General features: G+C 65.7%; 12 protein-coding genes and 1 tRNA gene. 1 reads left to right on the forward strand and 12 read right to left on the reverse strand.

The window, feature by feature from the left end:
• Positions 1–4 precede the first annotated feature (4 nt).
• The 12 genes from nuoH to N5J29_RS07495 form a co-directional block, all read right to left on the reverse strand.
• Positions 5–1,099 carry an NADH-quinone oxidoreductase subunit NuoH gene (nuoH, locus tag N5J29_RS07440; RefSeq protein WP_053519914.1) on the reverse strand — a complete coding sequence of 365 codons (1,095 nt, stop codon included), beginning with the start codon at positions 1,097–1,099 and terminating at the stop codon, positions 5–7.
• Positions 1,096–3,330, reverse strand: coding sequence for an NADH-quinone oxidoreductase subunit NuoG (gene nuoG / locus N5J29_RS07445; RefSeq protein WP_053519913.1), 2,235 nt, complete (start codon positions 3,328–3,330; stop codon positions 1,096–1,098). The genes nuoH and nuoG overlap by 4 nt, the downstream gene beginning before the upstream one ends.
• Positions 3,327–4,667, reverse strand: a complete 1,341-nt coding sequence (nuoF, locus tag N5J29_RS07450; protein WP_065175540.1) for an NADH-quinone oxidoreductase subunit NuoF — start codon at positions 4,665–4,667, stop codon at positions 3,327–3,329. Before nuoF ends, nuoG begins: the two co-directional genes overlap by 4 nt.
• 4 nt (positions 4,668–4,671) lie before the next feature.
• A complete protein-coding gene (nuoE, locus tag N5J29_RS07455; RefSeq protein ID WP_006381132.1) occupies positions 4,672–5,199 on the reverse strand; it encodes an NADH-quinone oxidoreductase subunit NuoE in 528 nt (175 codons plus the stop codon).
• A gap of 97 nt (positions 5,200–5,296) precedes the next feature.
• Positions 5,297–6,604, reverse strand: coding sequence for an NADH-quinone oxidoreductase subunit D (locus tag N5J29_RS07460; RefSeq protein ID WP_053519911.1), 1,308 nt, complete (start codon positions 6,602–6,604; stop codon positions 5,297–5,299).
• A complete protein-coding gene (locus N5J29_RS07465) occupies positions 6,601–7,347 on the reverse strand; it encodes an NADH-quinone oxidoreductase subunit C (RefSeq protein WP_065181852.1) in 747 nt (248 codons plus the stop codon). The genes N5J29_RS07460 and N5J29_RS07465 overlap by 4 nt, the downstream gene beginning before the upstream one ends.
• A gap of 33 nt (positions 7,348–7,380) precedes the next feature.
• The gene (locus N5J29_RS07470; RefSeq protein WP_005410463.1) at positions 7,381–7,935 is read right to left on the reverse strand and encodes an NADH-quinone oxidoreductase subunit B; all 555 of its coding nucleotides are present in this window, start codon (positions 7,933–7,935) and stop codon (positions 7,381–7,383) included.
• Complete coding sequence (locus tag N5J29_RS07475; protein ID WP_053519909.1) at positions 7,926–8,282, reverse strand: NADH-quinone oxidoreductase subunit A; 357 nt, start codon at positions 8,280–8,282, stop codon at positions 7,926–7,928. The genes N5J29_RS07470 and N5J29_RS07475 overlap by 10 nt, the downstream gene beginning before the upstream one ends.
• 111 nt (positions 8,283–8,393) lie before the next feature.
• A tRNA-Leu gene (locus tag N5J29_RS07480) sits at positions 8,394–8,478 on the reverse strand.
• Positions 8,479–8,529: 51 nt separating this feature from the next.
• Positions 8,530–8,967, reverse strand: coding sequence for a preprotein translocase subunit SecG (gene secG / locus N5J29_RS07485; protein WP_065175541.1), 438 nt, complete (start codon positions 8,965–8,967; stop codon positions 8,530–8,532).
• 33 nt (positions 8,968–9,000) lie between these two features.
• Complete coding sequence (tpiA, locus tag N5J29_RS07490; RefSeq protein WP_053519907.1) at positions 9,001–9,756, reverse strand: triose-phosphate isomerase; 756 nt, start codon at positions 9,754–9,756, stop codon at positions 9,001–9,003.
• A gap of 680 nt (positions 9,757–10,436) precedes the next feature.
• Positions 10,437–11,414: a 2-oxoglutarate and iron-dependent oxygenase domain-containing protein gene (locus N5J29_RS07495; protein ID WP_053520081.1), complete on the reverse strand. Its 978-nt coding sequence runs from the start codon at positions 11,412–11,414 to the stop codon at positions 10,437–10,439.
• 149 nt (positions 11,415–11,563) lie between these two features.
• On the opposite strand from N5J29_RS07495, the gene N5J29_RS07500 reads away from it, so the two are divergent.
• Entirely contained in the window at positions 11,564–13,447 is a 1,884-nt protein-coding gene (locus tag N5J29_RS07500; protein WP_164152043.1) for a DUF3413 domain-containing protein, read from the forward strand.
• Positions 13,448–13,460 lie beyond the last annotated feature (13 nt).

Here is a 13,460-nt window from a genome sequence, read left to right on the forward strand (position 1 = left end):
CACTTTAGACGCCCTTTTGAATCACGCCGAAGAACACCATGACGGCGGTGACCGCGATCCAGAAAATGGTCAGCGGAATGAAGACCTTCCAGCCCAGGCGCATGATCTGGTCGTAGCGGAAGCGCGGGAAGCTGGCACGGAACCAGATGTAGGCACTGGCGAAGAAGAACACCTTGACGAACAGCCACGGCGCGCCACCCTTCCAGATCCAGTCGACCAGCGGCGACACAGTGCCCGGATCGACCCAGCCCTGGATCGGGCTCAGCCAGCCACCGAGGAAGAAGATCGAGATCAGGAAACTGATCAGGATCATGTTCGCGTACTCGGCCAGGAAGAACAGCGCGAACGCGCCGCCCGAGTACTCGACCATGTGGCCAGCGACGATTTCCGACTCGCCTTCCACCACGTCGAACGGGGCACGGTTGGTCTCGGCCACGCCGGACACCCAGTACACGACGAACAGCGGGAACAGCGGAATCAGGAACCAGTCGAAGAAGCCGGAACTGCCGGCCTGGGCCATCACGATGTTGCTCAGGTTCAGGCTGCCCGAAGCGATCATGACGCCGACCAGGGCGAAGCCCATCGCGATTTCGTAGCTGATCATCTGCGCCGAGGCACGCATCGCACCCAGGAACGCATACTTCGAGTTGGACGCCCAGCCGGCCAGGATGATGCCGTAGATGCCCAGCGAGGTCATCGCCAGCAGGTACAGCAGGCCGGCATTGGCGTTGGACAGCACGATCTGCGAATCGAACGGAATCACCGCCCAGGCCGCGAACGCCGGGGCCAGGGTGATCAGCGGTGCCAGCAGGTAGATCGCCTTGTTGGCGTTGCTCGGCTGGACCACTTCCTTGAACAGCAGCTTGAAGACGTCGGCGAAGGCCTGGAAGATGCCCATGCCCACGTACATCGGGCCATGGCGGACGTGCATCCAGCCGATCAGCTTGCGTTCCCAGACCACGTAGAAGGCCACCGAGACGATCACCGGTACGGTGATCACCAGGATCTTCAGGATGATCCAGAGCAGCGCGCCGATGTCACCGAGGCCGAGCAGCCACTGGTGCAGCGGATCGACCGCGTTCAACAGCAATTCGTTCATGCAGCCACCACCGTTACGCGAGCGGCACCCAGCGGCGCGGTCGCGCCGTGGCCCGATTCAATCCAGACCGAACCCGCAGCGACGCGGGCGTCGACCACCACCGGCAGGGTGGCGCGACCGGCATCGGTGCCGACCTTGGCCATCTGCCCTTCCTGCAGCTGCAGGCGTGCGGCATCTTCCGTGTTGAGGACGATGCGCGGGGCGTTGTTCAGCGGATGCGACTGCAGCGCCGGAGCGCGGCGGACCACGGCATCGGTGCGGTAGATCGCCGCCGTCGAGGCCACTTCCAGGCCTTCGCCTGCAACGGCCGGCTGGGCCGACGCAGCCACGGTGACCGATACCGGTGCCAGGCTGGCACGCAGGCCCGCCAGATCGATGAAGTCGAAACCGGCCACCGCCAGCTCACCGCCCAGCGCACGCAGGACGCGCCAGCCTTCGCGGGCCTCGCCCGGCAGCTTGCCACCGGCACGGGCCGACTGTTCGCGGCCATCGAGGTTGGTCAGGGTGGCGTCGATTTCCGGCAGCGCACCGATCGGCAGGATCACATCGGCGACGTCGCGGGTCGAGGCGCAGGCGAAGTGGCTGAACGCCACGACCTGGGCACCGGCCAGCGCCTTGCGCGCGGCAGGCGCATCGGCGAAGTCCAGGCCCGGCTCCAGGCCGTACACCACGTAGGCCTGGCGCGGCTGCGCCAGCATCGCGGCGACGTCCCTGCCGGCCGGCAGCACGCCCGCACGGGTCAGGCCGACAGCGTTGGCGCCCTGCGGAATGCGGCACAGGCGGGCACCGGTGGCGGTGGCGAAATCACGCGCGGCGGCGCGGATCGCGGCAGCCTGCGGGTGGTTCTCGGCGATGGCACCGACGATCAGCACGGTGTTGCTGCCACCCTGCACCGCCGAACGCAGCTCGGCGTTGGCCAGGGCATCGACGAACTGCGACGGTGCGACGATCTGCTTGCCGGCGATGCTGAAGGCGAAGTCGAAGTCGACCGGGTTGACGACGTGGATCTTCGCGCCGTTCTGGGTCTGCGCCTTGCGCAGGCGGGCATGCAGCAGCGGCAGTTCATGGCGGATGTTGCTGCCCAGAACCACGATGCGGTCAGCGCCTTCGATCTCCGCCAGCGGCAGGCCGAACACTTCGGCGGTGGCGGCGTCGGAGAAATCGCGGTTGTTGATGCGGTGATCGATGTTGCCCGAACCCAGGCCCTTGGCCAGGCGCGCCAGCAGAGCGCCCTCCTCGTTGGAGGTCGACGGGTGCACCAGCACGCCCAGGGTGTCGCCCTGGTTCGCCTTGAGGATATCGGCGGCAGCGGCCAGGCCTTCGGCCCAGCTCACTTCCTTCCACTCGCCGTTGACCTTGCGCAGCGGCTTGACCGCACGGTCTTCGCTGTACAGGCCCTGGTGCGAGTAGCGGTCGCGGTCGGACAGCCAGCATTCGTTGACCGCTTCGTTGTCGCGCGGCACCGAACGCAGCACTTCACCGCGGCGCACATGCAGGAACAGGTTCGACCCCATCGCGTCGTGGTAACCCAGCGACTCGCGCGCGGTCAGCTCCCACGGACGGGCACGGAACTGGAACACCTTGTTGGTCAGCGCGCCGACCGGGCAGACGTCGACGACGTTGCCGGACAGTTCGGTGGTCAGGGGCTTGCCGTCGTAGGTACCGATCTGCAGGTTCTCGCCGCGGTACATGCCACCCAGTTCATAGGTGCCCGCCACTTCGGCGGTGAAACGGACGCAGCGGGTGCACTGGATGCAGCGGGTCATCTCGGTGGCGACCAGCGGACCCATGTCCTCGTCCGGGACCACGCGCTTGCGCTCGTTGAAGCGGCTGACCGAACGGCCATAGCCCAGCGACACGTCCTGAAGCTCGCACTCGCCGCCCTGATCGCAGATCGGGCAGTCCAGCGGATGGTTGATGAGCAGGAACTCCATCACCGAGCGCTGGAACTTCAGCGCCTTCTCGCTGCGGGTGGCGACCTTCATGCCGTCCATCACCGGCGTGGCGCAGGCCGGCGCCGGCTTCGGCGACTTCTCCACGTCCACCAGGCACATGCGGCAGTTGGCGGCGATCGGCAGCTTCTCGTGGTAGCAGAAGCGCGGAATCGGAATGCCGGCCTTGTCGGCGGCCTGGATGATCATCGAACCCTTGGGCACGACCAGGGACTTGCCATCGATCTCGATGGTCACATGGTCCGGTGGCACGTTCGGGTTTACGGGTTGCGCGCTCATGCGGCGGCTGCCTCCACCTTCTTGCCGTCAACCATCGAATGACCGTTGACGATGTAGTACTCGAATTCGTCCCAGAACTGGCGCAGGAAGCCCTGGATGGGCCATGCCGCCGCTTCGCCGAACGCACAGATGGTGTGGCCTTCGATCTGGCCGGCCACCGCCTTCAGCTGGTGCAGGTCTTCCATCGTGGCCTTGCCGGCGACGATGCGCTCGAGCACGCGGTGCATCCAGCCGGTGCCTTCACGGCACGGCGTGCACTGGCCGCAGGATTCCTTGTGGAAGAACTGGCTGATGCGGCAGGCGAACTTGACGCAGCACACGCTGTCATCCAGCACCACGACCGCCCCGGAACCCAGGCCGGAGCCCAGCGCACGGATGGTGTCGTAGTCCATCGGCAGGCCCTTCAGCTCCGCCGCGGTGAGCACCGGCATGGAGACGCCACCCGGAATCGCACCCTTCAGGGTACGGCCCGGGCGCAGGCCACCGGCCATTTCCAGCAGCTCGTCGAAGGTGGTGCCGAGCGGCACTTCAAAGTTGCCGCCGTTCTGCACGCAGCCGGAGACCGAGAAGCACTTCGGGCCGCCATTGGCGGTCCGGCTCAGGCCCTTGAACCACTCCGGACCGTTGCGGATGATCGCCGGCACCGAGCCGTAGGTCTCGGTGTTGTTGATCGTCGACGGCTTGCCGTACAGGCCGAAGTTGGCCGGGAACGGCGGCTTGTAGCGCGGCTGTCCCTTCTTGCCTTCCAGCGATTCCATCAGCGCGGTTTCTTCGCCGCAGATGTAGGCACCGGCACCGAGAGCACCGTAGATGTCGATGTCCACGCCTGAGCCCAGCACGTTCTTGCCCAGCCAGCCGTTCGCGTAGGCGTCGGCCAGGGCCTGTTCGAAGTGCTCGAAGGGCTCGTGGTGGAACTCGCCGCGCAGGTAGTTGTAGCCCACGGTCGAACCGGTGGCGTAGCAGGCGATCGCCATGCCTTCCACCACCGAATGCGGGTTGTAACGCAGGATGTCGCGATCCTTGCAGGTGCCCGGCTCGGATTCATCCGAATTGCAGAGGATGTACTTCTGCATGTTGCCCTTGGGCATGAAGGACCACTTCAGGCCGGTCGGGAAGCCTGCGCCACCGCGGCCGCGCAGGCCGGAGGCCTTGACCATCTCGATGACCTGCTCCGGCGGGATCTTCTCTTCGAGGATCTTGCGCAGGGCAGCGTAGCCACCGGTCTTGAGGTAGCTTTCGTACGACCACGGAGTGTCGTAATGCAGGGTGGTGTAGACCACCTGGTGCGGCAGCGGCGCGGGACCGACCGGGCCCTTGGATTCGTGGTGATGTGCCATGCCCTTACTCCAGCCCGTCCAGCAGCTCGTCGACCTTTTCCAGGGTCAGACGCTCATGGTAGTGACCGTTGATGACCATCATCGGCGCACCGCCGCAGCCGGCCAGGCACTCTTCCTCGCGCTTGAGGTAGACGCGGCCGTCCGGGGTCGATTCGCCGTGCTTGATGCCCAGCTTCTTCTCGCAGTGGCGCACGATGTCCTCGGCGCCATTGAGCCAGCAGCTGATGTTGGTGCAGATGGCCACGTTGTTGCGGCCCACCTTCTCGGTCTCGAACATCGAGTAGAAGCTGGCGACCTCGTAGGCCCACACCGGCGGCAGGTCCAGGTACTTGGCCACGCCGGCGATCAGCTCGTCGGTCAGCCAGCCCTCATTCTGCTCCTGGGCCGCATGCAGGCCCTGCAGCACGGCAGAGCGCTTGCGGTCCGGCGGGAACTTGGACAGCCAGTGATCGATGTGAGCGCGGGTCTTGTCGCTCAGCACCACCATCGGGTCGACGTCGCGCGCCGCCTCGAAATTACCTGTCGCCTTCATCGGCCGACCTCAGCGAAATGCATAACGTGAAATTCCAGGAACTGCGGCGCCGGCTTGCGCCGGCTGCCTGCAGCAGGCGTTGGCGTGGCAGACGGCATTACCGGTCAACCTCGCCGAACACCAGATCGTAGGTACCGATCATCGCCACCACGTCGGCCAGCATGTGGCCGCGCACGACCGAGTCGATCGAGGACAGGTGGGCGAAGCCCGGCGCACGCAGGTGCACGCGGAAGGGCTTGTTGGCGCCGTCGGAAACCAGGTAGCAGCCGAACTCACCCTTCGGGGCCTCCACCGCCGAGTAGGTCTCGCCGGCCGGCACGCAGTAGCCTTCGCTGAACAGCTTGAAGTGGTGGATCAGCGCTTCCATGTCGTCCTTCATGTCCTCGCGGCTGGGCGGAGCGACCTTGAAGTTCTTGACCATGACCGGGCCGGGGTTGGCCTTCAGCCATGCCACGCACTGCTTGATGATGCGGTTGGACTCACGCATCTCGGCGACGCGGACCAGATAACGGTCGTAGCAGTCGCCTTCCTTGCCCAGCGGAATGTCGAAATCAACGGCATCGTACTTGGCATACGGACGCTTCTTGCGCAGATCCCAGGCGATGCCCGAGCCGCGCAGCATGACGCCGGTCATGCCCCACTGGTGCGCCAGTTCCGGGGTGACCACGCCGATGCCGACGGTGCGCTGCTTCCAGATGCGGTTGTCGGTCAGCAGGGTTTCGTACTCGTCGACGCGACCCGGGAACTCATTGGTGAAGTTCTCCAGGAAATCCAGCAGCGAGCCCTCGCGCGAAGCATTGAGCTGCTTCAGCGCCTTGCCCTTGTGCCAACGGGATTCCTTGTACTTCGGCATGTGGTCCGGCAGGTCGCGGTAGACACCGCCCGGACGGTAGTACGCCGCGTGCATGCGCGCGCCGGAAACCGCTTCGTAGCAGTCCATCAGCTCTTCGCGCTCGCGGAAGGCATACAGCATCACCGCCATCGCGCCCAGGTCGAGCGCGTTGGAACCCAGCCACATCAGGTGGTTGAGGATGCGGGTGATCTCGTCGTACATGGTACGGATGTACTGCGCACGCTCCGGCGCCTCGATCCCCATCAGGGTCTCGATCGCGCGCACGTAGGCGTGCTCGTTGCACATCATCGACACGTAATCCAGGCGATCCATGTAGCCGATCGACTGGTTGAACGGCTTGGACTCGGCCAGCTTCTCGGTACCACGATGCAGCAGGCCGACGTGCGGGTCGGCGCGCATGATGGTCTCGCCGTCCATCTCCAGGATCAGGCGCAGCACGCCATGCGCGGCCGGATGCTGCGGGCCGAAGTTCATGGTGTAGTTGCGGATTTCCTGCCGGCTTTCGGCGGCATTGCTGGCGAACGCTTCGCCGGCCTGGTGTACGTGGCTCACTTCACTGCCTCCTGCGCGCGCTCGCCGGCTGCGGTCTGCAGACGGGCGTCGTCGCGGATCACGCGCGGCACGCCGACACGCGGCTCAACCGAGGTGACCGGTTCGTAGATCACGCGCTTCTTTTCTTCGTCGTAGCGCACTTCGACATTGCCGATCAGCGGGAAGTCCTTGCGGAACGGATGGCCGACGAAACCGTAGTCGGTCAGGATCCGGCGCAGGTCCGGGTGGCCTTCGAAGATCACGCCATACAGATCGAACGCTTCACGCTCGAACCAGTTCAGGCCCGGCCAGATGCCGGTCAGCGAGGACACCACCGGCAGTGCTTCGTCAGGTGCGAAGCAGCGCAGGTGCATCATCAGGTTGTGCTGGTACGAGCGCAGCTGCGCCACCACGGCAAAGCGCTGGGTCGGCATGTGCTGCGGGCGAGCGCCTTCGGCACTCTCCTCGCTGGGGAACTCGCCCCACGCGAAGCGGCCCTGCGCCTTGCCCTCGACGCCGCGGCTGAAGCCGTGCGAGGACACGTCGGCGGTGTCCCATTCGTCGGAGCCATAGCCCAGGTAGTCCACGCCGCAGAGGTCCACGGCCTGCTCGAAACCGAACTCGTCACGCAGCGCCAGGGCGGTGGCGTGCCACTCGGCGGCAGGCACTTCCAGCGTCACTTCGCCGCGGGGTTCGACCACGATGACCTTCGCACCAGCGAAACGTGCGGAGAGTCGGTCGATGAAGGATGCTTGCTCTGCCATGGGGGCTTGGCGCGCTCTTGTCAGGTGAAGGGGTCAGCGGGCGATGGTCTGTGTACGCCAGATCTTCTTCTGCAGCTGCAGGATCCCGTACACCAGCGCCTCGGCGGTCGGCGGGCAGCCCGGGACGTAGACGTCCACCGGCACCACGCGATCACAGCCGCGCACGACAGAATAGGAATAGTGGTAATAACCACCGCCATTGGCACAGCTGCCCATGGAGATCACCCACTTGGGGTCGGGCATCTGGTCGTAGACCTTGCGCAGTGCCGGGGCCATCTTGTTGACCAGCGTACCGGCGACGATCATCACGTCGGACTGGCGCGGCGACGGGCGGAACACCACGCCGTAACGGTCCAGGTCCAGGCGCGCGGCGCCGGCGTGCATCATCTCCACGGCACAGCAGGCCAGGCCGAAGGTCATCGGCCACATCGAGCCGGTACGCGCCCAGTTCAGCAGGGCGTCGACGCTGGTGGTGACGAAGCCTTTTTCCAGCAGGGGATTGTCGCCTTCCGGCCGCAGGATGTCATCAACCCGCCCTTCCGGGGTCGGATTGTTCATCAGGCCATCGAGCGTCTGAATCACTCCCATTCCAGCGCTCCCTTCTTCCAGACGTAAATGAAACCGAGGAACAGCATGCCGACGAACAGGCCCATGGTGACCAGCGAACGGGCACCCAGCTCCATGAAGACCTGGGTCCACGGCACGATGAAGATGATTTCCAGGTCGAAGACGATGAACTGGATCGCGATCAGGTAATAGCGCACATCGAACTTCATGCGCGCGTCTTCGAACGCCTCGAAGCCGCACTCGTACGGCGAGAGCTTTTCCAGATCAGGGCGGCGGGGACCGAGGAGTCGGCCGACCAGCATCAGCACGACGCCGATACCGGTGGCAACGATCAGAAACAGCAGAGACGGCAAATATTCGGCCAGCACAGCGATTCTCTCTTGCCTCTGCCGCTGCGCCTGCAGGCGCTTTGGCATGGGGGAGTGGACGGGAATCGCCCTGGCGCATTGCGCGCCAGGTGAACCCGCTTTACTTACAAATGGTGCCCAAGAGGGGACTCGAACCCCTACGACTTGCGTCGCTACCACCTCAAGGTAGTGCGTCTACCAATTCCGCCACCTGGGCAAACGATCACATCAGACTATCTTCCCGATGCGCCGCGTATTGTAACCGGCTTCAGTCTTTCTGGGAGCCTTCCGACGGCTTTTCTTCACCAGAAACCGAAGATTCCGCCTGAGCCGGCACAGTCGCCGCCGGAACCGGGGCTGCCGGGACCTCATCGGCCTTCGGAACGGCCGGCAGTTCGCCCGCAGGGGCGGCCGGAGCGCTGGCCGCCGGGGCGGACATCAGACCCAGGTCCTGCTCGGCGGCAGGACGGCTGCCGTGGCCGGCATACCAGGCCATGAAGAGACTGATGCCGAAGAACACCACGGCCAGCCACTTGGTCGACTTGGACAGGAAGTTCGAGGCGCCACGCGCACCGAACACCGTTCCCGAGGCACCGGCACCAAAGCCCGAACCAGCCGCTGCGCCCGAGCCACGCTGCATCAGGATCAGCGCGATCATGGCTACGGCAACCAGCACGTAGACGACATTGAGGATCAACATCAGCATTGGAAATCCGCCCTCGGACAATACTTCTAGGATTTAGTTCGCGGCCGCCGCCTTCGCGATGGCCAGGAAGTCCGCGGCCACCAGGGAGGCGCCACCGACCAGCCCACCATCGACATCCGGCTGCGCGAACAGTTCCCCGGCATTGTCGGGCTTCACGCTGCCGCCGTAAAGAATGGGCAGTGAATCAGCAATTCTAGCATCGATGCGCGCGACTTCGCCACGGATGAACGCGTGCACCTGCTGCGCCTGCTCCTTGCTCGCGGTGCGGCCGGTGCCGATCGCCCAGACCGGCTCGTAGGCGACCACGGCGCTGGCGAAGCCGTCGGCACCGACGAGATCCAGCACCGGCGCCAGCTGGCTGGCGATGACCGATTCGGTCTGTCCGGCCTCGCGCTGCTCCAGGGTCTCACCCACGCACAGTACCGGCACCAGGCCGGCATGCAGGGCAGCGGCGAACTTGCGGGCAACCAGTTCGCTGCTCTCGTGGTGGTACTGGCGACGCTCGGAATGTCCAACCAGGCCGTAACGGGCACCGACCTCGTGCAGCATGGCCGCGCACACTTCGCCGGTGTAGGCCCCCTTCTCGTTGCTGCTCACGTCCTGGGCACCGAAGGTCATGCCGGTCGCGCCGAACTCCTCGACCAGCTCGCCCAGGTACGGCAGCGGCGGCAGGATGACGACATCGACCCCGTCCAGCGGCAGCCCCGCAGCCACCTGCCCCAGCAGTTCATTGGCGAATTGACGGCTGCCATGCAGCTTCCAGTTTCCGGCGACGATCTTGCGGCGCATGAGCGGGTGGCTCCTGTGTGAAGTCAGCCGGTCATGATACCCGTTACGGCAAAAATCCGTTTCCATGTAAGCGGTTACATGGATTTCCAGCCAACGGCGCGGCCCCTCGTGGCGGGGGCGGGGTTGGTCGCGGGGAGCCCCGGGTAGTTGATCGGCCTGGCCGGGCGGGCGGGACTGCACAGGGGACGCTGCAAGTACGTCCCTGTAAGCTCGATCGCCGCATCCATGCGGCTCACGCCCCTGCGCAGCCCCACCCGCCCGGCTTCTGACACATTCCGGCGGTTCCGCCCGCCACGGAAAGAGAAAAGAAGATCAAAGGCAAAAGCGGCATTGCAGGTGACTACCGGGGTCAGATCCGGATCTGACCCCTGCCCCACCTCGGTGTGACAGATCTCATCCATCCGTCACCGGGAAACTGTCGAAGGCGGGGAGGTGTCGGATGGCGGGGACGCCGTAAACCCATCCCTGGGGGCTTGGCCGCGGCATCCATGCCGCGGACACCCCGCCATCCGACACCTCCCCGCCTCCCCACGGAACATCCGAGAGCCGCTTTGGCTTTAGCTTTGGCTTTGGCCTCTGCGGGTGCAGGGTGCCGCCCTGCCGGGCACCTTCCACTGCGCTCGCCGGGCACGGCCCGGCGCTACCCGTAATGGAAAGGCCGCCTCGCGGCGGCCTTTCCATTACTTCAGCTTGATCTCGCGCAGGCGTTCCTCGAGGAAGCCGTGGGCGGTGATCGGCTCCGGATACCGGCTCGGGTTCTCCGGGGTGATGCAGGACGGCAGCACGTCGATCAGGAAGTCCGGGTTCGGGTGCAGGAAGAACGGCACCGAGTAGCGCGGCTGGCGGGCCAGCTCGCCCGGGGGATTGACCACGCGATGGATGGTGGAGGGATACACGTGATTGGTCAGGCGCTGCAGCATGTCGCCGATGTTGACCACGATGGTGTCCGCATCCGACGTGAACGGCACCCACTTGCCATCGTGCGACTGCACCTCCAGGCCCGCCGCACTGGCACCAACCAGCAGGGTGATGAAGTTGATGTCGCCATGCGCACCGGCACGCACGTTGGGAATGTCGTCGGTGGTGATCGGCGGGTAATGGATCGGGCGCAGGATCGAGTTGCCGAAATTGGTCTTGTCGGCGAAGAAATCCTCCGGCAGGCCGATGTGCAGCGCCAGCGCCGACAGCACGCGCGACCCGAGGTTGTCCAGCGCCTGGTACAGGCCGTAGCCCCGCTCACGGAAGCCCTCGACCTCGGTCGGCCACAGGTTCGGCGGCATCACGTCGCGGTACCTGGAGTCGTCGCCGATCTCCCGGCCGATGTGCCAGAACTCCTTCAGATCGAAGTGCTTGGACCCCTTCGCGGTTTCCACGCCGAACGGGGTATAGCCACGTGCACCGCCCCCGCCGGCCACGTGGTACTTCCGCTTGATCTCCTCCGGCAGGGCGAAGAAGGCCTTGAAGACATCGTAGGCCGCGTCGATGTCGGCCTGCGGAATGCCGTGGTTGCGGATGCCCGCGAATCCCCATTGGCGATAGGCCGCCCCCAGCTCGGCCACGAAGGCCTCGCGGTCGCTGTCAAAACGGGTGATGTCGAGGGTCGGGATCTGGCTCACAGCGGTTCCTGGCTTGTCATTGGGTCTGGAGGGCCGCCGCATTCAGGGCCCACCTGAACATTGTGACAGATCGCCCGCAGGTCGACACCGATACGTTGAAACAAACCGATACAATGCGCGACCCGCGCGCGGATCCGCCGGCCGCGGCGGCGCCGCCCCCTTGTCCCGCTCCTGCTGAACACGTACCGACGATGCCCTCCGCTCCACCCGCCGCCGATCCAGCTTCCCGACCCGGTTGTACCCAGCACTGGCGCCGGCTGGCCTGGTGGTCCTTGTTCGTGGCGGCAAACGCCGTACTGGCAGCCGTCATCACCCTGGGGAACGTGCCGCTGCGGGACAACCCCGGCGGCCCCGTCGGCCTGGCGTATCTGGCCGTTGCCCTGCCCGGCCACCTGCTGGCGTTCGGCGCGCTGGCCGGCCTGCTGCCGCTGCTGCTCGGACTGTGGGCCCGCAGCGCGCGTCCTCTGAGCATCGGCGCGGTGGTGCTGCAGGGCCTGTGGCTGTGCCTGCTGCTGGTCGATGCCAAGGTGTTCGCGCTGTACCGCTTCCACCTCAATGCCATGGTGGCGAACATGGTGTTCGGCGGCGCGCTGCACGATCAGGTCGCACTGTCGTGGAAGACCTGGCTGCAGGCGATCGCCCTGGTATCGGCCATCTTCGCCGCCGAAGCCCTGCTGGCGTGGGCCTGCTGGAAGCTGCTGCCCGCCCTGCCCCGACGGCGCCACGTCCTGCAGGCATGGACACTGGTCATCCTGCTGATGGCAGGTGGCCAGGTGGCGACCGCCTATTACGATGCACGCGGCGAGCGTGACGTGATCAGCCAGTGGAACTACCTGCCCTGGGCGCAGCCGATCACCGCCAAGAGCTTCATGCGTCGCCTGGGCGTGGTCAGCCAGCAGCAGGCGGGCCTGCCCGACCCCCGCCATGCCCAGCTGCACTACCCGCTGCATCCGCTGCGCTGCCAGAGCCACCGGCGGCCGAACGTGCTGATGGTGGTACTCGAATCACTCCGCCACGATGTGCTGACGCCACAGATCATGCCGAACACCACGGCATTGGCGCAGTCCTCCCGCGTCTACGAGCATCACTTCAGCACCGGCAACGCCACCCGCTACGGCCTGTTCGGCCTGCTCTACGGCCTTCCCGGTGGCTACTGGGCAAGCATGCTTGACGAGCAGCGTGGCTCGCAGCTGTTCCAGGTCCTGGGACAGCAGGGCTATGACCTGCACCTGTACGGCAGCGCGCCGATGTACAGCCCTGAATTCGACCGCACCGTGTTCGCCGATGTCCGTGACCAGCTGCACCAGGGGCCGTCGGCACTGAAGCCCGATGGCCGCGACCGTGCCATCGTCGCGTCGCTGCAGCAGGACATCCGTAGCAGCCAGGCCGCGCAGCGCCCGTGGTTCGGTTTCGTGTTCCTCGATTCCACCCACGCGCCCTACCACCTGCCGGCCGACTATCCGCCCCTGGCCACGCCGGTGGCCGCGGACATCGACTTCCTCAAGTTCGGGCCGGACCACGATCCGACGCCGGAACTGAACCGCTATCACACCTCCGTCCACTACGCCGACAGCCTGGTCGGATCGCTGCTCGATACCCTGCGTGCGCAGGGCCTGGAGCAGGACACCATCGTGCTGGTCACTGGCGATCACGCAGAGGAGTTCAACGACCTCGCGCTGAACTACTGGGGCCACAACGGCAACTTCTCCGACTACCAGTTGCAGGTGCCGTTCGTGCTGCACTGGCCGGGCGAGGCCAGCGGCCGTGATGCGCGCACCAGCTCGCATGAGGATTGGGTGCCCACGCTGATGCGGCACGCCCTGGGCTGCGAGAACCCGCTGGCCGACTACAGCACCGGCCAGGATCTGCTGGCGGCCCCGGAAGGGCTCCGTGCCCTGGTGGTGGAGAGCTGGTCGCAGCGCGCCGTCCGCCACGGCGATGCCCTCTACGTGTTCGACAAGTTCGGCAATGCCACCGCGCTGGATCGGCACTATCGCCCACTGCCACAACAGGCGCCGGACGCAGCCGCGATCCGTTCCGCCTGGGAAGCGCTGACGCGCTTCCGCAATCGTTGATATCAAGGATCGA

The sequence above is a fragment of the Stenotrophomonas sp. GD03680 genome, from assembly GCF_029844625.1.
Taxonomy (GTDB): Bacteria; Pseudomonadota; Gammaproteobacteria; order Xanthomonadales; family Xanthomonadaceae; genus Stenotrophomonas; species Stenotrophomonas maltophilia_P.

Excerpts from the sequence above, each read along its gene's own strand:
- N5J29_RS07500 (WP_164152043.1), top strand. The coding sequence starts at position 11,564 with ATGCCCTCCGCTCCACCCGCCGCCGATCCAGCTTCCCGACCCGGTTGT.
- N5J29_RS07495 (WP_053520081.1), bottom strand. The coding sequence starts at position 11,414 with ATGCGGCGGCCCTCCAGACCCAATGACAAGCCAGGAACCGCTGTGAGC.
- nuoH (WP_053519914.1), bottom strand. The coding sequence starts at position 1,099 with ATGAACGAATTGCTGTTGAACGCGGTCGATCCGCTGCACCAGTGGCTG.
- secG (WP_065175541.1), bottom strand. The coding sequence starts at position 8,967 with ATGCTGATGTTGATCCTCAATGTCGTCTACGTGCTGGTTGCCGTAGCC.
- nuoF (WP_065175540.1), bottom strand. The coding sequence starts at position 4,667 with ATGGCACATCACCACGAATCCAAGGGCCCGGTCGGTCCCGCGCCGCTG.
- tpiA (WP_053519907.1), bottom strand. The coding sequence starts at position 9,756 with ATGCGCCGCAAGATCGTCGCCGGAAACTGGAAGCTGCATGGCAGCCGT.
- N5J29_RS07465 (WP_065181852.1), bottom strand. The coding sequence starts at position 7,347 with ATGGCAGAGCAAGCATCCTTCATCGACCGACTCTCCGCACGTTTCGCT.
- nuoG (WP_053519913.1), bottom strand. The coding sequence starts at position 3,330 with ATGAGCGCGCAACCCGTAAACCCGAACGTGCCACCGGACCATGTGACC.
- nuoE (WP_006381132.1), bottom strand. The coding sequence starts at position 5,199 with ATGAAGGCGACAGGTAATTTCGAGGCGGCGCGCGACGTCGACCCGATG.
- N5J29_RS07470 (WP_005410463.1), bottom strand. The coding sequence starts at position 7,935 with ATGGGAGTGATTCAGACGCTCGATGGCCTGATGAACAATCCGACCCCG.